The organism is Auritidibacter ignavus (assembly GCF_029853775.1).
Classification (GTDB): domain Bacteria; phylum Actinomycetota; class Actinomycetes; order Actinomycetales; family Micrococcaceae; genus Auritidibacter; species Auritidibacter ignavus.
In genome coordinates this window covers 776183-796548 of record NZ_CP122564.1, presented here as the reverse complement: position 1 = coordinate 796548, position 20366 = coordinate 776183, and the positions used below count along the sequence as shown (strand labels likewise).

12 protein-coding genes and 1 pseudogene are annotated in these 20366 nt (G+C 61.2%); 6 read left to right on the top strand and 7 right to left on the bottom strand.

Annotated elements, in window-relative coordinates; genetic code table 11:
• Position 1: 1 nt before the first annotated feature.
• From QDX22_RS03515 to QDX22_RS03495, 5 genes and pseudogenes are all read right to left on the bottom strand, one after another.
• Positions 2 to 1894 carry an alpha/beta fold hydrolase gene (locus tag QDX22_RS03515; protein WP_341849184.1) on the bottom strand — a complete coding sequence of 631 codons (1893 nt, stop codon included), beginning with the start codon at positions 1892 to 1894 and terminating at the stop codon, positions 2 to 4.
• Positions 1879 to 2313 carry an alpha/beta fold hydrolase gene (locus tag QDX22_RS03510; RefSeq protein ID WP_279718014.1) on the bottom strand — a complete coding sequence of 145 codons (435 nt, stop codon included), beginning with the start codon at positions 2311 to 2313 and terminating at the stop codon, positions 1879 to 1881. The genes QDX22_RS03515 and QDX22_RS03510 overlap by 16 nt, the downstream gene beginning before the upstream one ends.
• A gap of 227 nt (positions 2314 to 2540) precedes the next feature.
• Positions 2541 to 3278: pseudogene (locus QDX22_RS03505) on the bottom strand (3-oxoacyl-ACP synthase III); the annotation flags it as partial.
• Positions 3279 to 3443: 165 nt separating this feature from the next.
• Positions 3444 to 4439, bottom strand: coding sequence for a M56 family metallopeptidase (locus QDX22_RS03500; RefSeq protein WP_110099710.1), 996 nt, complete (start codon positions 4437 to 4439; stop codon positions 3444 to 3446).
• A 72-nt stretch (positions 4440 to 4511) separates the two neighbouring features.
• Positions 4512 to 4898 (bottom strand): BlaI/MecI/CopY family transcriptional regulator, encoded by a 387-nt coding sequence (locus tag QDX22_RS03495; RefSeq protein WP_110099709.1) that lies wholly within the window; start codon positions 4896 to 4898, stop codon positions 4512 to 4514.
• A 441-nt stretch (positions 4899 to 5339) separates the two neighbouring features.
• On the opposite strand from QDX22_RS03495, the gene QDX22_RS03490 reads away from it, so the two are divergent.
• The 3 genes from QDX22_RS03490 (at position 5340) to cydC (ending at position 11759) form a co-directional block, all read left to right on the top strand.
• The gene (locus QDX22_RS03490; RefSeq protein WP_279718013.1) at positions 5340 to 6926 is read left to right on the top strand and encodes a cytochrome ubiquinol oxidase subunit I; all 1587 of its coding nucleotides are present in this window, start codon (positions 5340 to 5342) and stop codon (positions 6924 to 6926) included.
• A gap of 37 nt (positions 6927 to 6963) precedes the next feature.
• Positions 6964 to 7983 (top strand): cytochrome d ubiquinol oxidase subunit II, encoded by a 1020-nt coding sequence (cydB, locus tag QDX22_RS03485; RefSeq protein ID WP_110099707.1) that lies wholly within the window; start codon positions 6964 to 6966, stop codon positions 7981 to 7983.
• 65 nt (positions 7984 to 8048) lie between these two features.
• Entirely contained in the window at positions 8049 to 11759 is a 3711-nt protein-coding gene (gene cydC, locus QDX22_RS03480) for a thiol reductant ABC exporter subunit CydC (protein WP_425248471.1), read from the top strand.
• Between the two features lie 18 nt (positions 11760 to 11777).
• Here the strand turns inward: cydC and QDX22_RS03475 are convergent, their stop codons facing one another.
• Complete coding sequence (locus QDX22_RS03475; RefSeq protein ID WP_110100469.1) at positions 11778 to 14345, bottom strand: DNA gyrase/topoisomerase IV subunit A; 2568 nt, start codon at positions 14343 to 14345, stop codon at positions 11778 to 11780.
• A gap of 136 nt (positions 14346 to 14481) precedes the next feature.
• Between QDX22_RS03475 and QDX22_RS03470 the strand changes: the two genes are divergently transcribed.
• Genes QDX22_RS03470 through QDX22_RS03460 form a run of 3 tightly spaced genes read left to right on the top strand, consistent with a single transcriptional unit; the run spans position 14482 to position 18990 of the window.
• The gene (locus QDX22_RS03470; RefSeq protein ID WP_425248480.1) at positions 14482 to 17151 is read left to right on the top strand and encodes a bifunctional acetate--CoA ligase family protein/GNAT family N-acetyltransferase; all 2670 of its coding nucleotides are present in this window, start codon (positions 14482 to 14484) and stop codon (positions 17149 to 17151) included.
• A gap of 46 nt (positions 17152 to 17197) precedes the next feature.
• A complete protein-coding gene (locus tag QDX22_RS03465) occupies positions 17198 to 17803 on the top strand; it encodes a DUF5998 family protein (protein WP_110100471.1) in 606 nt (201 codons plus the stop codon).
• Complete coding sequence (locus tag QDX22_RS03460) at positions 17803 to 18990, top strand: alkaline phosphatase family protein (protein ID WP_110100472.1); 1188 nt, start codon at positions 17803 to 17805, stop codon at positions 18988 to 18990. Before QDX22_RS03465 ends, QDX22_RS03460 begins: the two co-directional genes overlap by 1 nt.
• Before the next feature lie 42 nt (positions 18991 to 19032).
• Here QDX22_RS03460 and sepH read toward each other — a convergent pair whose 3' ends face one another.
• On the bottom strand, positions 19033 to 20346 hold the full coding sequence (gene sepH, locus QDX22_RS03455; protein WP_279696261.1) for a septation protein SepH: 1314 nt from the start codon (positions 20344 to 20346) through the stop codon (positions 19033 to 19035).
• Between the last annotated feature and the right edge of the window lie 20 nt (positions 20347 to 20366).

Here is a 20366-nt window from a genome sequence, read left to right as displayed (position 1 = left end):
GTCAGTTGGGTGGGAGCCAGTCCAGGCTTGATTGGGCCAGTGACCTCACGCTCGGGTTCGATAATGACCACCAGAGCTTGGGTGCCGGCCGGTCCGTGTCCGACAGCTGCAGCCCGGTATACCTCTGGTAATGCGGCGACGTGTTCTTCGATGTGCACCGGACCCAGGGGTCCAGCCGGGGTGGAGATGACGTGGTGGGTGCGACCTTCGATCCAGAGTCGGCCGGACGCATCCAGGTGCCCGATATCGCCGGTGCGGTGCCAGCGTAACCCGTCGAGCTGATCGTGGGAGGCTTGAGCGGTGATGTACCACAGTGCGTCATAGCCTTGGCGCATATGGGAGGCCGACACCACGATTTCGCCCAGCTGGTCCACCGTATCCTCGGGGTTATACAGTGTTTCGGCCGGGATACCATGGTCATCCAGCGGGGCCATGGTAAGGCGGACTTCACCGGCCGGGGTGCCCACCAGTACACCGGGGTTGCCAGCGGCTCGGTCATGCCATACGGGGAGTGGATCTCGGCTTGTGGCATCAACACCTGAATATCTCTGACTAGGTCCTGGGACACCGGAGCCCCGGCCGAGAGCATCATGGTAATCCCGGCCAGTGCTTCGCGCTGGGCACGGGAGAGTTCCCGGGCGGTTGCTGCCACATTGCGCAATGCCGCCGGGGAACCAAAGGCGATCGTGGACTGACCGGCAATGGCCGCATCGGCCAGAGCAGAGGCGGTCAGGGTTGCCGGTTTGGTGACCGACATGCGCGGGGTGACCGAGGTCGCACCAATGGCCGGGCCCAGCAGCGCGAAGGGCGCGAACCCAGCCAAAAGCGAGGCGCCGGGAGTGACGCCGAAGGTATCGCGCAACAGCTGGGTGAGGTGGGAGAGCCCGGTGTGGGTGTAGCGCACACCCTTGGCCGGCCCGGTGGAGCCGGAGGTGAACAGGATGGCGGCCAGACTCTCGGGGTCCGGGGTGGGAGCCTGTAGGGCTGAAAGCCGGGTAGTGGTTTTCTCGCGCAGTGCCATACCATAGAGCGAGTCTTCGACGCCCAGTACGCCAGCCAGCGGAGTGGACAGGGTGGACACCGAGATGCGACGGCCTGGCCATCCCTGGGCGCGAGCCAGGATCAGTCCGGGGGTTTCACCAATAATCCAGTCCGGGTTGGCGCTACGAACAGCTCGGGTCATACCGGTGATCCCCAGCCCTTGATCGGCAATTACCGCGACACCGCCGATGCGCAACAGTGCGTAAAGTCCCGCGGTCAGATCACGTCCGGGAGGAACCAGGATGCAGACCCGGTCCCCGGGGCGCAGTCCAAGATCCCACAGCCCCTGGGCTATGGCGGCCACGAGCTGGGAAAGCTGAGCCCAGGAAACGGTGAAGGGTTTTCCGCGGTCGCTGACCGACATATCCACCAGGGCCGCAGCTGCGGAGTCTTCGCCACGGTACAGGAACTCCCACAGTGGCTGGTAGGGCACCTCGTGGGCTGAGCCGGCGGGGCGGGGTTGGTTGGCAGAGTGACCACTGTGTGTGATGGTGGCGGTGGTGTTGACGGTAGGAGAGTTGTCGTCGGCGGAGAGTTGTTGGGAGACCCATTCCAGGACGATAGCGGCGTAGTCGACGTCTTCGACGATCAGGTGCCCGCCGGTTTCCACTCGGTGCACATCGGCTTGAGGCAGGCGTTGGCGCAAATCGTTGAGGTAGCGATCCTGGAATACCGGATCTGTAGCACCCCAGATGATCAGGGCCGGTAACGAGGTCTCGCTGAGTGCTGTGGCCACTCGGCGGAGCGCAGGAGCACTGCGGTGGGTGGCATCAGTGGGGATGTCGGCGACGAACCCGCCCACACCGCCACGGTCGGCTTGGCGCCGGTAAGGCAGGTTCAGTGGATCGCGCACCGCAGGGGAGCAGGAAGGGGATCGTCCTCGGACTGGTGCACGGCCGTGTTCAGTGTCATCAGCCTGGCGAGGTGATGGGATCCAGCCTGATGCGCTCGCAGAGCAGCGCCCAAGGAGATGACCCCGCCCCAGTCGTGGCCGAGGGTGAAGACCGGGTGCTCAGCTTCCGGGATGAGAACTGTGAGCAATTCCTGCAGATCGGTGATCCGATCCTCCAGGGCCAGGTAGTCGCCACCATTGCCGCTGTGACGAAGCAGTCGCCGGTGGGCTAACCGGTCGGAGAGTCCCATGTCCCGCTGGTCGGGGGCGATCACCCGGATGACTGGGTATCGTTGTGGGTCGGAGACGGCCCGGTCGTAGGTGGTGTTGAGCAATGCGCGCCACAGATACGACCAGGTGGGGTTGCCGTGTACGGCCACGATGGTGGCGTGGGGGGGTCAGTCCCTGGGCTTCGAGAGCCGGGCCGGTGTCCATGACGTGGAAGCCGGCGGGATGTTCTGCTCGTGCGAGAGTGACCAGGTGAGAAAACTCTGGACGGAAACCGGGAAGCTCGGTCTGCATGGTCTCGGAGTCGGGTTGATGGGCGGCACGAGTCACAATCACAGCAACACTCTTCTTTCTCGAGGGTGTGGACCGGGTGGGGCTATTACCACTGCAGATCGAGCATGGCCACGTTGAGTCCGGAGCCAACACCCATGCACAACACAGAATCGCCGGGGCTCAGCATGTCTTTTTCCCGGGCCAAGGTCACCGGTAGCGCGGCGGGTCCGATATTGCCCAAATCCGGGAACGTGACCGGGATCTTGTCTGGGTCAATCCCGGCGGCCTGAATAATGGCGTTGGTGTGCTGGGAGGAGACCTGGTGGGTGATGTAGCGGTCGGCCTCGGACCACTTCCATGCCGGGTCGGCGTCGTTCCAGGCAGCCATGACCAGGTCGAGACCATTGGCTAGCAGAGCCGCGGAGTCGGTGCTCATGCCCTTATGGTCTCCGGCGCACAAATGGTTGAACTCGGTACCTGCCCGGGTGACGCTGTGCAGGATGCGGTGCCCCTCGGGGTGACGGTCGCTCGGCCCAATAACCGCAGCGGCGGCCCCTGATCCCAGGGTCAGGGTGGCGAATTGGGAGAGGAAGGCATCGCGGTTGGTGGCTTCGTGTACCTTGGAAGCATCTTCTCCGGCAACGACCACCACCTAGTCCACTTGTCCTGAATCAATCATGGTCGCGGCCAACCCCATCCCGTTGACAAATCCCAGGCAGGCGTTGGTGATGTCAAAGTTCATGGCCGAGCTCGGCAGTCCCATTTTGTCGTGAACCACCACGGACACCGCTGGTTCCAGGTGGGTGCGGATGACCGAGGTGTTGATCAAAAGCCCCACCTGGTCTGGGGTAGGGCACGATGACGCGGAGACTTCAGTTTCGCGGAACCAGGTCTGGGGTCATCGCGATGATAGGGTTCGCCACGACCGCTCGCCTAGCCATGTCTTCTTACTCTATCGGTCACGAAGAAGTTGAAGGCATTTGGCCTTAATGAAAGCCTGTTAGTTTTCTTACACCCCGCACAGCGTCAGGGCTGCCGGGACGGTCAACAGGCAGGCTGCCAGGGTGATGATCAGGGCTTGCTGCCAACCGGGTAAAGGGGGGTGGCTGGAGAGGAGCCGTTTGAGTCGTACCGCGGTCACCGAGGTAGTTCGGTCGGCCGGCTGGTTTGAGGAGAGCGGTTTGGCGATGGTGTGCGGGGCGTCGTGGCTGGCAACCACGGCCATAGACCGGATTAAGGTCTCGCGATCGATGCGTGCCAGAGCTGCATCATCGGCAAGCATCTCGGTGAGCGTGGTCACCGCAATCCGTGAGGTCTCGGTGGCGACCAGCCAGGATGCCGCTCGGTGCCAGGCCTCAAACCCCACCCGCAATAGGTCGTGACGCTGACGCAAATGGGCCTTTTCATGTTCGATCACCGCTGACAATTCGGCTTCGGTTAGTCGCTCCATCAATCCCTGAGAGATCACGGTATACGAGCCGGACAGTGCGGGAATGCAGTAGGCCAGCGGGTGCTCGGAGGGGAGCAATAAGGTGGTGACGCCACCGGAATTGCGTTGGTATGGGGTCAGGGTCTCAGAGGCCGTGGGGTCGTGGATGACTTTGGAGAGTAACTGCACCGTCTCGCGGTGGCGACGACGCTCCAGGGTGGTTCGCCATGCGGAGTACACCAGGCTCAGCACCAGATGTACGCCGATGGCGACTGCTAGGGTTCCAGCCACGATCTCTAGCCCACCCCAGCGTGGGTCGAGGTGGAGAGCGAATAAACCGTGGTTGGCGATCGCCTCGAATATTTCTGTCCCGGCAGGGATGAGCCCGGAGCCGAATTTGCGGACTGCATAGAGCAAGGGTGCTGAAATGAGGGCTAGACCGCCACCGAGCCCCACCGCTTGCCATAAAATCATCGCTGCCACGGGAGCGCGAGCAGGCCACTGGGCGCGCCCCAGAAGCACGGGTACGGGCCAGGCCAATAGCACGGCCACGAGGGCGAGAAGAATGGGGGCCATAACATCGTGGGTCGAGAATGCGACGAATGGGCGGACGGCGCTGCGGTTAGGGGACTGGGCCCCTCTAGTTTACTAACTGAGTGATTCGTCGCGAGCATTCAGGATGCTCCGAAGAGTCGCGAGTTCCTCAGAGTTAATGGAGCCCACAAATTGAGCAAGCACCGCTTGACGATCTGGCGCTTGGTTGAGGACCTCGTGCAAAACATCAGCGGTGTGGGCTTCCCGGGTTGCTCGGGCGGTGAAGGTGTGCGGACGCTGTTGCTGGTCCTTATTCACAAAACCTTTTTTCGTCAGCCGGGACAGCACCGTCAGGATCGTGGTGATCGCCGGAGTATTTTTGGTGGAGCCGGTACGCTGCTCTAATCGCTCGCGTAAGTCATTAGCGGTCATCGGCGCAGAGGAATCCCACAGCAGATTCATGACGGCTTGTTCCAACTGTCCTAATGAACCGGTGTTCATACTCTGTACTCCTTGGGGCTGACGGTCACGGTAGTAGATTTATTCTACGCATTGTAGAAGTTTCGGTGCACTATGACGACATAGTGGCCTGATGCCATATCCATGACCGTTGCTCTCGGGTGCTTTTCACGGGGCGCGCCTGCTTGATCTGCGTCATACGCTACCGGGGCACCGTGTGTTGAGCTCAGCCCAGGCGAATTTTCTACAACGCGTAGAAATCTTTTCTACACAGCGTAGAAAAGTGGTTATGATGGTGGTAGCTTATCCGGCGATCAAGCGTTGTACGGAGTGAGCCTCACTGCGAGCATCGTGTCGTATCACCGTTTGAGCCTCGAGTTTGAGGCCTTGGCGACAGGGTTTTGACCGAGGTCGACCACAGCCGAACTCGACCCATCTCTTGCATTCGTCGGCGCGTTAGGCGCTCGTGAGGAAGGAATCCTGATGGATCCACTTGAGGTAGCCCGGTGGCAATTCGGTATCACGACCGTTTACCACTTCCTGATGGTTCCATTGACAATCGGCCTCGGTATTGTGCTGGTGTCAATGCAGACCATGTGGCATCGCACCGGTAAAGAACACTATTTACGCATGACGAAGTTCTGGGGCAAGATCTTTTTGATCAACTTCATCATGGGTGTAGCCACCGGTATTGTCCAGGAGTTCCAGTTCGGAATGGCCTGGAGCGAATACTCCCGGTTCGTTGGCGACGTTTTCGGTGCCCCGCTGGCCATGGAAGCTCTGATCGCATTCTTCTTGGAATCGGTCTTCCTCGGCATCTGGATTTTCGGCTGGGGCAGAGTTTCTCCTCGTTTGCATTTAGCGACTCTGTGGGCCGCGGTGATTGGTTCGGTGGTGTCGGCCTATTTCATTTTGGCCGCAAACGCCTTCATGCAGCACCCAGTCGGCATTGAATACGCCGATGGTCGAGCTCAGATGATCGATATCTGGGCCGTGCTAACTAACCCCACCTTGTTGGTGCACTTCCCCCATACCATTTTCGGCGCCCTGGCCGTGGCCGGCTCCATGCTTTTCGGTGTGGCCTGGTACCACCTGTGGAAACGTCGCAAAGACGGTATCGACTCCCTCAACACCAACGGCGAAGTGATCATTGGTGCCACCGGCTCCAAAGCTCGTGACGGTATTGACCACACCGTGTGGCGGACCTCGTTCCGCTGGGGTGGTTGGATCGCCTTGGGTGCGTTCCTAGGCACGGCCTTTACCGGTCACGCTCAAGCTCAAATGATGATCGAACAGCAACCGATGAAAATGGCAGCCGCTGAAGCTGCCTGCCACGACGGGACCGGCTTCTCGGTGCTGACGGTCGGAGATATTTCCAATACCGACGGAGCCACCACCTGTGATGACGTGGTGGGCGTCTTTGAGATTCCGGGCCTGCTGTCCTACCTGGCCTACGGCGACTTCAACACCGACGTCCCCGGTGTGAACACCCTGATCCCGATTTATGAAGAAAACTTCGGTACCCACCTGCCCGACGACCCCATGTACGGTGAACGTGCCGGGTCAGAGATTGAGTACCTGCCGGTCATGGAAGTCACCTACTGGGGCTTCCGGCTGATGATCACCTTTGGTGGTCTGGCGGCCTTGGCAGCCGCTATTGGACTCTTCCTGGGGCGCAAGGGCACCGTGCCGCAAACTCCGTGGCTGATGCACGCCGCCTGGCTGTCGATCCTGGCACCGTTTGGCGCCAACGCGGCCGGTTGGATCTTCACGGAAATGGGGCGTCAACCCTTCACGGTCGCCCCCAACCCCGACCCCACCGGAGTGGATCAGGTCTGGCAGTTTACCGCTGCCGCGGTGTCACCGGGAGTCGACGGGCGTGAGATTTTGTTCTCGCTGATCGTCCTCACTCTGGTTTATGCGGTGTTGCTGGTGGTCGAAGTGGTTCTGTTGGTCCGTTACATCCGCGGTGGTGTGCCGGCAGGTATGCCGGAGCTGACTGCAGATGAAGAAAACGACGGGGATGACCAGAACAAAGATTCCTCTGATGTTCTGTCCTTCGCGTACTAAATGAGAGAACCCAGTAGAGAAAGGTAATCACGCCATCATGGAATTTCTTCCCACCCTGTGGTTCATCCTCATTGCAGTGCTCTGGACCGGATACCTCGTGCTTGAGGGTTTCGACCTCGGTGTCGGAATGCTCATGAAGTTCTGGGCTCGCAACGAGTCCCAACGACGTGTGTTGCTGAACACGATTGGCCCCGTGTGGGACGGCAACGAAGTGTGGTTGCTCACCGCCGGTGGCGCCACCTTCGCGGCTTTCCCAATGTGGTACGCCTCGTTATTCTCAGCCCTCTACATCCCGCTTACCCTAGCCCTGCTGGGGCTCATCTTCCGCGCGGTCGCGATCGAGTACCGGGGCAAAGCCCACACCACACGAGTGCGTAACTTGTGGGATTGGGCACTGTGTCTCGGGTCGTTGACGGCAGCCTTCTGTGTCGGGGCGATGCTGGCCATCACCACCACCGGTCTGCCACTGAATGAGAACGGTGACCGAGTGGGTCACGCCTTCGTCTGGCTGAACTCTTGGGCTGTGATCGGCGGACTGGCCGTGGTTGGTTTCGCCTTGGCTCAGGGATGGGCCTTCCTCGGCCTGAAGACCATGGGCGCTCCACGAGCAGCCGCCAAACGCCACCTGTCCCGGTGGCTGTGGGTCTACCTGTTACCGATGGCCGGCTGGGCTGTCGGTGTCCTGATCCTCTACCCGAAGGTGATGCCGTGGATCCTGCTTGTTGTCGCCGTGGCAGGCATGATTGCCGCACTGGTTTTCGCGGCCCAGGAACGTGAAGGTTGGGCCTTCTTTGGGATGACGGTCTTCGTTGCCGCCGGTGTGGCAGCGATCTTCTGGGCGCTGTACCCCAATGTGTTGCCCTCTACGCTCAACGACGCGTGGAACCTTACCGTCAACAACGCCTCCTCCTCGGATTACACGTTGACCGTGATGGCCGTGGTCGCAGCGATCTTCGTGCCGATCGTTTTGGCGTACAGTAGCTGGAGTTACTGGGTGTTCCGCAAGCGGATCGCCGAAACCCATATCCCTGAATCCAAGGTCGTGACTCCGGTCTGAAACCAGAACTACCAACCTCTGCGACAGGACGCCGTGCTCTGATAGGGCTCGGCGTCCTCGCCGTCGTGAAAGCTCTCGGATGGATCCTGATTGCCATCGGGATCGCCCGAGGCATCTCGCAGCTGGCTGCCTCACTGCCCACCCAGGACGCAGCCCAACTCATTGACCTCTTCTTCAATCCTCCGGCCACCTCACCGGGCATCGTCGAATCACTAGCTCAGGCTGCCTTCACTACCGAATTCCTCGCTCCCGTGGTGACCGGCTTCGGGGGAGCGGTGTTGCGCGGTGTCGCCGTCTGGGGCCAACAGGTGTTGGCCTCCCGGGCCGCGCTGGGCGAAAAAGAATATTTGCGCGCCCAGCTGGTCACTCATCGGCTCAACGCCGCCGGCGAACACGCCGATCGAGCCGGCGAAGACGCGGTACTGGCCTCCAAAGGTCTCGATGGGTTGGATAAGTACTACACCGAGTTCCTGCCGGCCCTACTTTCCGCCCTGGTCATTCCCGTTCTGCTTGGCGGCTGGATTCTGCTACACGACTGGGTTTCGGCACTCATTTTGGTCATCACCGTGCCACTGATCCCGGTCTTTATGATCTTGATCGGTCGGTATACCGAATCCCGGGTCGATGACGCCACCGCGGGGCTCAACCGGCTCTCGCATCACTTATTAGAGCTCGCCCGCGGTCTGCCCGTGCTCGTTGGGTTGCGCCGTGCTGGGGTGCAGCGGAAGTCCTTGGCGACGGTGTCAGAAAAATACCAACGCACCACCATGTCCACCCTGCGGGCCGCGTTTATGTCCAGCCTGGCTCTGGAACTCATCGCGACCCTGTCGGTGGCGGTGATTGCGGTGTTGATCGGGGTGCGTCTGGTCTACGGGGGACTAGAACTCAGCGTGGGCCTGATGGTGCTCACCCTGGCCGCGGAAGTATATTTGCCCTTCCGTGATGTTGGCTCTGCCTTCCACTCTTCCGAAGACGGGGTGGACGCACTGCGACGCGCTCGCGAACAGATTAACCAGCCCGAAGCCAAAACCCTCGCCGAATCCTTGCGGGCTGAGTCAACACACCAGACGAGCACCGTCTCCATCGACAACCTCAGCATTGCCTACCGCTCTTTCACCGAAATCACAGCGGAAAAACTCCCCGATATTCGGGCGCTCCACCACGATGACCCACGACGGGCCAAAGTGCTGGCCCACAAGAACCATGCGGGCCCGACCCATCGGATGCAGGTGTTAGACCCGGTGGTCACCGGGTTGAGTTTGAACTTGGCACCGGGAGAAATCACCGTGTTCGGTTCGGCCTCGGGGACCGGAAAATCTACGGTGCTCAACGCCTTGGCCGGAGTACTCACCGAGGCCGAAGCAGAATTCCGTGGCAGGGTGAGCGGCCTCGATGAGCTCCATGTGGCCTGGTTGGCCCAGCACCCCAATTTCAGTGAACCCACCGTGGCCGAGGAATTGGAGTTCTATGTCCGACTGGACCGCCCTGAGGCCACCGCCGATACCGTCGAGTCCTTGGTGGCTCACGCGTTGGCTACGAGCGGGCTGGCCGACTATCAATCCCGCATCGTCAACGATCTCAGCCCCGGGGAGCGCCGGCGCCTGGGCTTCGCCCGCGTGGTTATCCGGTTACTCGCCGCCGGTGACGACGCCCGTGGCTGGCTACTGATACTGGATGAGCCCACCGCCCACTTGGATCCAGCCTCCGCTGACGCCGTCCGGGACACGCTGGCCACGCTGAGACAACGACGTCTCCCTAAAGCGACCGATCGCACGCACCACGTCGGTGAAACACCACTGCTTCCACCGATCACGATGGTGGTGGCCTCCCACGATCCCGAAGTGCACCACCTGGCCGACCATTTGGTGGACGGTGCCAGGGTGAGGACCGATGCCACGACCGTTCAGACCGTGACACACGCTGCGACCACACCGGTAGCAGATACCGTGTCTGCCGGTGCACGAATCACCGACCAGGCGGAGCATAGCGCTACCACGCCCCAGAGGTCTTCCCCAGACCACCACAGGGCGCACCAGCCACACGACACCGAGAACCACCGGCTCAGCCTGGGACAGTGGTTCCGGTTCTTGCCGTTGAACCGCGGAAAATTCCTGGCCGGAGTCTTTTGGTCGGCCGCTGCTGTGCTTTCCGCCGCGCTCCTATCGGCCCTGTCCGGATGGCTCATTGTGCAGGCCTCTTACCAGCCCCCGATCCTCTATTTGCTGGCCATCATTGTCGCGGTTCGCTTCTTTGGCATCGGCCGGGCCGTGTTTCGTTACGCCGAACGCTTGGCGGTCCACGACGCGGTGCTGTCCTGGGCTGATGACTTGCGCCTGAAGATTTGGGACGCTCTAGGCTCCCAAGCGCAACAGTGGACCCGACTGACCCGCACCGGTGGCGCCCTGTCGGTGTTGATCTCTGATGTTGACGAACTGCGCGATGCAGTTCCGCGCGTTATCGTCCCCATTCCTGCCGCGGTGATCGCGTGGTTGGCGACGCTAGGGATAACCATGTACTTCGCCCCCGGAGCCTGGTGGCCCGCCCTGGTTGCCGGAATTCTCGGCGTCGTCGTCATCCCGGGCTTGGTCGCTCTCAGCGATGCGCGGTCGACCGCGATGCTGGCCGATCACCGCACCCAGGTGATGTCGCAAACCTCCCGACTGTTGACAGCGGCCGCAGATTTGGCCGGCAATGGGGGCGCAACGGTGGCCTCGGAACGCTTTGCCCGCTGGGATCTCCACCACCAGCGCCCCTTGAAACGCCATTCGATGGTTGCCGGCCTCGGCCAGGGGCTATCCTCATTGGTCTCCGGCTGGGCCGCCATCCAGATCATGTGGGAATGCGTCCAACACGGCATCAACGCCCCTCATACCGCGCTGGTGGTGATGATGATGCTCGCCCTCGCCGAGCCCTTCGGACTGTTGAACCAAGGGGTTCAAGAGTTCTCAATTCTCCGCCGGCAACTGCAGAAGATCGGTCCATTACTGCAGACCTCGCAGACCGCCACTGGTGGTTGGGTGCAGGTAGAGGCAGTGCCCGCCCCACCGGCGACTGACGACGTGGCTGAACAGAAGCGCGCCCACCATCGCGATGTGGTCGTCAGCGCGGTGGAGGTTGACCAGATTGACGTGGCTTATGCGCCACACGGACCGTTAGTACTGGCAGATTTGAGCTTGCGGGCCACCCGCGGTGACTTTTGTGTGGTCACCGGACCGTCGGGGTCTGGAAAGTCCACCCTGTTGGCGGTACTACTGGGTTTCTTGCGACCACAATCCGGGCGCATGGTCCTGCATGCCACCCGGCGCACAGACGCCACCGAGTCCGGTACTGACAGCATCATCGGCCCGGAATCTGCCCTGGGCGCGATCGCCTGGTGCCCGCAAGAGGCGTATCTTTTTGACTCCACGCTACGCTCCAACCTGGCCCTGGCCCGCGACCCGGATGACCGACCCGAGGATGCCGAGCTCATCCGTGCCCTGAAAACCGTGGGACTGGCCGACTGGCTCGAGGTGGCCCCGAACGGGCTCGACACTCGACTGGGCCCCTCCGGACATTTTGTCTCCGGCGGTCAACGTCAACGCATCGCCGTCGCCCGGGCTCTCATCGCTCGTGCTGACGTCGTGCTCTTGGATGAACCCACTGCACACCTAGGTGCCGATGAAGCAGCGCACCTCGTAGCGGATCTCAAGAAGGCTTTGGCCGATCGATCCGTGGTGATGGTCACCCACGATTCCCGATTCGCCACCGCTGGAAACCAGGCGGTGACGCTGGGTTAGCCGGTGCGTGGGCAGGGGCTAGAACAATCCTTCCGGTTGCTGGTCGGATGGTTCGGACGGTGCCGACGCGCTGTTTACGGTCACCGGTGAGCTGGCGGTCCCCACGGTCTCTACCGCCGAATCCAATAGCACACCGGAGGCATCCCGGTCACTGTGCTCAGTGGGCAGGTTCCGAGCCGTACCACCGCTGGTACTACCGCGCGGATCGCTTCCGGCCCAGGCGAGTTTCAGCCCGGTCTCGCCACGTAGCATCCGGTGAGCGCGCACGCCCCTGGTCGCCCGGCCTTTGGCCGGGAACTGACTGAGCAGGCTACGCTTAGCTGACCCCACCGCGCCTAACAGGTCTTCCTCTGCCTCGGTGACGGTCACCACCTCCGCCTGCTCGGTTGCGACAGCCGGTATGACGCCCAGGGCAATGACCTCATCCTCCTCGGAGAGCTTGATGCCGGCCACCCCACCGGCGTGGCGCCCTTGAGGGCGCACCTTGCTGGCTTCAAACCGCAAGAGCTGTGCTTGGGCGGTGATTAACACGATCGTGTCGTCGTCACGGTCGGCCACGGCGACTGCCACCACCTGATCGTTGGTCTTTAGGCTAATGGCATCAAATTCGTCCTGGTTCAACGGCCACTCATCCCGCACCCGCTTGATGACACCCTGGCGGGTCGCCAGTGCCAGCACCTTATTGAGTGGCACCAGGCCGACGAGGTCTTCTCGGTCCGGTAAGGGAAGGAACTGCGAGACCTTCACCGCATCGGTCATTGTCGGCGATTCGGTAGGTTGACTGAGCACCGGTACATCGACCGTATTGAATCGAATAATCCGCCCCGTGGAGGTCACCGCGCCCACTTCGCCGCGGGCGGTGGTCGCGACCACCGACTGGAAGACATCATGGCGTTTCCGTCGCCCGGCGGCCACGAGCGGGGTTCGATCCACAGTGCGCACCAGCTGACCAGAGGTCGACAAAATTACCCAGCACGGGTCATCGGCGATCATCATCGCCGAGGCAGCTTTCTCCGGGGACTTCTTCGCCTGGGCGGTCGAGGGGACCGGCGCCAATTCCTCGGACTTCAGCAAGGTTGTGCGGCGCGGGTCGGAGAAACTCTCTGCGATCTGCCCCAGCTCGTCCGAGACAGTTTCGCGGAGCTTGTCATCAGAAGCCAGAATCGCTTCCAGTTCGGCGATCGCTGCCGTAAGCTCTGCCTGTTCAGATTCGAGTTCGATCCGGGAGAACTTTGTCAGCTGTCGTAGTCGCAACTGCAGAATATGGTCGGCTTGTACCTCGGTGAGGTCAAAGACCATCATTAGTCGTGACCGGGCCGTTGCAGCGTCATCGCAGGAGCGGATGATCTCAATAACCTCGTCAATATCGACGAGTGCCAACAGTAGTCCCTGGACCAAATGCAGCCGGTCCCGGCGTTTGCCTAACCGGTATTCGGTGCGCCGACGCACCACGGTGAGTCGGTGGTGTACATAGACGTGAAGCAGTTCTTTTAGTCCCAGCGTGCGCGGCTGGCCATCGACGAGGGCCACGTTATTGATCCCGAAGGATTCCTCCAACGGAGTGTGCTTATACAGCTGAGCCAACACTGCCTGCGGATTGAACCCGGACTTCAGCTCAATGACCATCCGTAGCCCGTGATGCCGGTCGGTGAGATCCACCACGTCGGCCACGCCGGTGACTTTTTTGTTATTGACCGCGTCCTTGACCTTATCGATCACCTTTTCCGGCCCCACCCCGTAGGGGAGGGCGGTGATCACCAAACCGGTCCGGCGAGCACTGACCTGCTCCACGGTGATGCTGGCCCGCATCTTGAACGAGCCACGGCCGGTTTCATAGGCCTCTTTAATGCCCTCCAGCCCCACGATCTTGCCACCCGAGGGCAGGTCCGGGCCGGGCACAAACTTCATCAACGCGGCGGTATCGGCCTCAGGGTGGGCCAGCAGGTGTTGGGCGGCAGCAATAACCTCACCTAAGTGGTGGGGTGGCATATTGGTGGCCATCCCCACCGCAATACCGGAGGCGCCGTTGACCAACAGGTTCGGAAAGGCCGCTGGCAACACCGAGGGCTGGAAGATCTGATTATCGTAGTTGGGCTCAAACTCTACGGTGTCTTCACCAATATCGGCGGTCATCGCCACCGCGGCCCGGGTCATCTTCGCCTCGGTGTACCGAGAGGCCGCTGGACCGTCATCGACCGAGCCGAAGTTCCCGTGACCATCCACCAGTGGCAGGCGCATATTAAAGTCCTGAGCCAACCGCACCATTGCGTCATAAATGGCCCCATCACCGTGCGGGTGGAGCTTACCCATCACTTCGCCCACCACGCGCGCCGATTTCACGTGCCCTTTCTCTGGGGTCAGCCCCATCTGGCTCATCATGTACAGGATGCGACGTTGCACCGGTTTTAGTCCGTCCCGGGCATCGGGCAGGGCGCGAGAATAAATAACCGAATAGGCATATTCCAAAAAGGACTGTTCCATCTCGGCAGACACATCGATATCGATGATCTTCTGTTCCTGGTCCGGCACGGTTTGGGGCGCCAGCTTGCTGTCAGCGGTGGAACGCGGTGTCGACTTTTTCGCCATGGTCCTCTTCGGTCTATACTTTCGCTGATATCGGTCCAGAGTCTAAGCTGAGTCTATGGGAGAGCTCACCACAGACCGTGCATATCCAGCTCATTGGGAAGCAGATGTCGTACTCGCCGATGGTGCCACTGCCCGGATGCGCCCGGTGTCACCTCATGATGCGCAGGCGCTACAACAGATGCACCAGCATCAGTCCCAGGACTCTATCTACTTCCGCTATTTTACGTATAAGTCCTCGCTGTCAGCCAAAGAGCTCGAGCGTTTTACCGTCGTGGACTATCGCGACCGGGTCGCGTTCGTGATCTTGCACGGCGACGAACTGCTTGGCATTGGCCGATATGATCGCTTGCCCAACTCCTATGACGCCGAGGTTGCCTTCAATATCGCCGACCGGCACTCCGGTCGCGGACTGGCCTCGATTCTGATGGAACACCTGGCCGAAGCCGCCCGCGAGAACGGGATCCGACGTTTCGTGGCCGACGTGTTGCCGGAGAACCAGAAGATGCTCTCCGTTTTCCAGGCCGCCGGCTTCGATATCAAACGCTCTTTTGAAGACGGTGTCATTGTTGTGGAATTTCCGCTGGACGAGACCGCCAAAACGCGTGCGGTCATGGAATCGCGCGAACACCGCGCCGAAGCTAAGTCCTTGGGTGAGTTGCTACGGGCCGAATCCATTGCGGTGATCGGTGCCTCGCGGGACTGGGGGTCGGTCGGTTACGCGCTGATGGAAAATATCATTGAAGGCAAGTTCACCGGACCGGTCTACGGCATCAACCCCGAAGCACTCGAGCTGGCCGGGATGATCTCGTTGGGGTCCATCGCTGAGGCTCCCGGCGATGTGGACGTCGCGGTGATCGCGGTGCCGGATCACCAGCTTGATAAGGTCATTCGTGACTGTGCGGCCAAAGGTGTGCGCGGTCTGGTGGTGGTCTCCGATCTGAGTGCCCAGGACACTTCGGCCTTAGACCGCCAGCGCCAGCTGGTCTCCTTGGCTCGCTCCTACGGGATGCGTCTGATCGGGCCCGCCTCGGCCGGAATTATTTCCACCGACCCCGAGGTTTCGCTCAACGCCTCGGTGGCTGCGGCGATGCCCAAACGTGGCTCCATCGGACTGTTCTCCCAATCGGCTGCGCTCAGCGCTAATCTCTACACCGAATCCAGCCGACGTGGCATCGGGGTCTCCTCGGTGATTTCGGCCGGGAACCGTGCCGATGTGTCCGGTAACGATGCGATGCAATACTTCGAAGACGATCCCTACACCTCAGCGGTGGGTATTTATCTGGAATCCTTCGGTAATCCGCGGAAGTTCTCCCGTATCGGACGGCGTCTCTCGCGGAAGAAACCGGTGGTGCTGGCCAGTTCACCGGCCATGGGACGCCGGTTGCCTCCCGGTCACTCCACCCGTACCACCCAGGCTCCGCTGGGCACCGTGGAATCGATGCTGGACCAGGCCGGGGTGATTCAGACCAACTCCACCGCCCACATGATGGACGTCCTCCAGGTGCTGGCCTGTCAGCCGGTCCCTGGTGGCGACCGGCTCGGCGTGATCGGCAATGCGGTTGCTATCAATGAGCTAGTTGCCGAATCGGCCGAAATGCAGGGTCTGAAGGTTACTCGCCGGGACGCGGTGTCGGGACTGCCCGAAGACCATACCGTCGAGCAGGCTTTCGGTGCCTTCTCCGAGGCCATTGAACAGGCCGTGGAATCGCAACAGGTCGATACCGTACTGGTCTGCGTGCAGTCAGCCATGACTCAGTTGCCTGGCGATGCCCGAGAATTGGCCAATCAACTCGGTGAGATCGCTGCCGACACTGATGTTACCGTGCTGGCCTGCTTTACCGCGGTGCTGGACCAGGCCTTTACCCCGACCGGCGTTTTCGGTGCGGGCACCTACCGGGAACGCACCGAAGCTGAAGCCGCGGAAGAAATCACACTGTCGGCCCAGCACGGACTACCGGTCTTCAGTACTCCGGAAAGCGCGCTGAAAGTCATTGCCCAGCTGACTCGCTACCAGGCTTGGCGGGACGCCGATCAGGGCAAAGAACTCGAATACTCTGATCTTGATCGGCACCGTGCCGTTGATCTGGTCACCGAATGGGCCCAAGAAGCCGTCGGCACCGACCTGCTGGCTCTGGATCAGCACCAAACCGCCGAGCTGTTGGCGTGCTACGGGATCTCGGTGTTGGAATCCCGGGGATTTAGTACCGCAGACGAAGCTGTGGCCGCTGCTGAAGAACTTGGCTTCCCGGTCGCCCTAAAAGCCGTGGACGCCAATCTGCGCCACCGCTTGGATCTTGGCGGGGTGCGCCTGAATATTGTCGATGCTGAATCACTGCGAGGCAATGTCGCCCAAATGCGTGAGGTGCTCACCCGCTACGGTAGCCCTGAACTCGAGGTGCAATCGATGGCACCGGCCGGTCAAGGTTGCACGGTTGTGGCCGTGGAAGACCCGCTGTTGGGACCGGTGGTGTCCTTCGGGATCTCCGGTGACGCCGTAGAACTCCTCCACGACTGGGTGCATATGGTGCCACCGCTAACCAGCGCAGATCTGGAACGGATGGTGCGCACCCCGCGGGCGGCCGCCAAACTCTTTGGCTACGGTGGGCTTCGTCCGGCCGATATTCACGGGGTGAAAGAAGTACTCGGACGGCTGTCGATCTTGGCCCATGACTTACCCCAGGTGGTGCGGGTGCGGTTCTCGCCACTATTGGCCTCCGAAGACAACGTCAGCGTGCTCCAAGCAGAAGTCCAGCTGGCCAACGCAGCTCGCCGGACCGACTCAGCCCGCCGGGCCTTGAGCGGATGATGAGATATCCAGTAGCAGACCACCGGTTACGCTTTATGATGGGATCATGACAGACCTCTCCTCGGACATCGATACCTCGCTGTCACCCTGGTCAGACATTTACCACGCTGGGTTCTACCCCGAACTGGTGATCAGTGCGCTGTACGATCAACTCGATTCCCGTGAGATCCTCGCTTCGCTAGTCCACGTGGAGACCCACGTGGACTACAACGACCTACACCGCCACCTGACGGTCTTGGCACTGACCGACACCGCACTGGCTGCCGTGCACCTGACCGACTTCGTCGCCGAAGAATACGCAGGTGCCACCCGGGCGCAAGTGACCACCGAGATGGTCCCGCTGGATGCGCTGGACTCGGTCTCGGTCACCACCGTCCACGACCAGCCGGCCACGTGGACCCCGGACCTGCCGGTGGCTGAGGTGACCCTGAGCGTGTTGTGGCGTGGCAATCAGCGCCTGGAGCTGGTCCCGGCAGTCTGCCCGGATCCCGACTGTTCTGCCGACCACGGGGTGACCGGAACCAGTACACCAGAAGATCTTGCTCTGCGGGTCGCTGCCGAAGCCGAGGGCCAACAGGCTGTGGACCAGGCCCTGGCCTTTGCCCGCACCCTGCGGACCACCTTTTTGACCGCTCGGGACCAGCATCGCTGATGATCGATCGTCATACGCACTACCCCCAGTCTCCGGGGATCTGGGACGTTGTTCCGGCCCTGCTGAATTCGCTGAGGCCCTCGTCTGATGCCCAGCCGGTCGCGACGACGAGCCTGCAGCTTCCCCAGGCTGGGTCTGGCATGGTGATTCTGGTCGACGGGCTAGGAATCCGCCAGCTGGTGGCCTACTCTTCCTACGCTCCCACCTTGCGCCAGATGCTCACCCGCCAAGGAGATCACGCTGCTGCTACCGGTGGTGCCCCAACCGAAATCTCTACGGTGTTACCCACCACCACGGCGAGCGCTTTGACTTCGATGGCCACAGGGTTGTTACCCGGCCGACACGGACTAGTGGGCTATGACAGTTTCGACCCGGATCGTGGCCAGGTTATTAACCAGCTGGGCAACTGGGACCCGGAGGTTAATCCCGAACAATGGCAACCCCATCCCACACTTTTTGAGAGTGTGCAGGCACCGCTGGAGGCCGTCACGGTCTCCTTGCCGGAGTTTGCTGACAGCGGGCTGACCCGGGCTGGTTTGCGCGGTCCGCGCTTTGTGGGGGCACGGTCCCTGGGAGCCCGCTTTCATAAGGCGTTGACGGAGTTGCAACGACCCGGCGCGCTTGTCTACCTGTATATCCCGGAACTGGATAAAGCAGGGCACCGTCACGGGGTCGGTTCTGCCGAATGGATTGAGGTACTGGAAGCGATCGATAGTCACATGCGTCGGCTACGCAGAAAACTATCGACGATCGGCCACCCGGTGAACGTGCTCCTGACGGCCGACCACGGTATGGTCACCATTGCCCCGGCAGACCGGTTGGACACCCGAGAACATTCCGAACTCTACGACGGCGTGCTGCACACGGCCGGGGAACCTCGCTTTTTCCAGTTGTATTTCGCTCCCGAGGCCGACGACAGTCACCGGCGCGAGATCCAGCAACGGTGGGAGAAAATCTATGGCGAAGTAGCCATCGTCATTAGTCGCGACCGAGCAGAACACGACGGCTGGTTCGGGCCCTTAGAACCCCGGGTGGTGCCCCGTATTGGAGACCTGCTGGTGGTAGCCCAGAGCGATATCGCACTCTACGACTCACTCCGGGCTTCAGCGATGTCCTGGGAGATGTGGGGCCACCACGGATCGACCACCGACGATGAACGCCTGGTGCCACTGCTGGTGATCGACTGAGAAATCTCACAACGAGCGGAGGCTGTAGAGTAGCGCTTCGTCTCAGTCGTCTTTGCGGGTGCCGAACATAATCTCGTCCCAGCTGGGCACCCGGGGACGCTTGCGTGTGGACTTAGACGCGGAGCTACCGCTCCGCCCGTCTTTGCCGTCCTGGTGGTGTTGGGTGGATTGCTGGTGCAAGGCGTTACCGCGAGAGGCCTCATCCATCCCGTCAAAGGCATCGGTTTGACCCTCATATTCAGAGGATGAGACAGAAGACAGTGATGATGTAGACTTCTCTGGTTGGCTTGACTCGTCCTCGACCCCTGCCCGCGTGGACGGCTCCGGCTCCTGCTGCCCCGGTTGTTCCGTATCCGGATCGGTCTGATCAGCTGTCTCAGACTCAGCAGGTTTAGCGGAATCGGAATACCCGCTGACTACCAGACGTGGTCCAGTCCAGGAGGTGGGGTGCTCCTCACGAGTGATCATCATCGCCAACTCGTCATCAGCGTCTTCATCGACGCCCAACCGTTGCCCGCGCCGGGCGTGCAGGACCTCGAGTAACTCTTCTTGCGCATCGGAATCAAAATGCCGTCGCGGTCGCGGGTCAGGCTTTTCGGTGGATTCCACGTCAAAAACACGTTCCGCTGATGACACTGCGCTCAGCCGTCGGGTGGGTGTCGCGGTAGGAGTATCGAGTGGTTCGAGTTCGGAGAGCACCTGGGCCCACCGGTTGAGATTATCGACATGCTTGGCGGCGGGACGGAAACTCCAGCGGGCCACCGGCTCGTCGCCGATTTGGGTTTGGGCGCCGTTATCTTGGAAACTGGCCGAGATGGTCCAGTGGTTGGAGCCCTCTTCCTTCCACGCGTCCCATTCCAGGGTGGAGGTGTCTAAGCCCAGTGCCGCCAGCCGGTGTCGCACCATGGGTTCCAGCAGAGCCGGTTCTTCACCAAAAACGGCCCGGTAAATATCGTGACCTAATTGCGGAGAAGAGACTTCGATCGCGCGGGCCTGATCAACAATCCAGCGGCGTTCGGCCAGCACCGGGGCCTCGTAGATCTTCAACCGGTCCAGGCTGACGTCGTACCGAGAAGCCAGCTCGTCCACAGAGTAGCCGGCGCGGATCTTGGATTGAATATCTCGGGGAGACAACTTCACCGCTGCTGCCTCGTCGGCTGCGGCCGCCGAGGGCCGGCCAATGGGGCGGGTGGTGGCATGACGTAAAGCATCGGTGATCGGCAGGGAGAACTCTTCGCCAGCATCATTGGACAGAATCAGGTGGTCACCGGCATCATCGACACCAACCAGGCGCAACGGTTGGGCGCGACGTGCACCGGCCGCGGTGGTATGGTCTGGTGACTGCGGTGAATCCATAAATTGCCTCCAGAATAGTC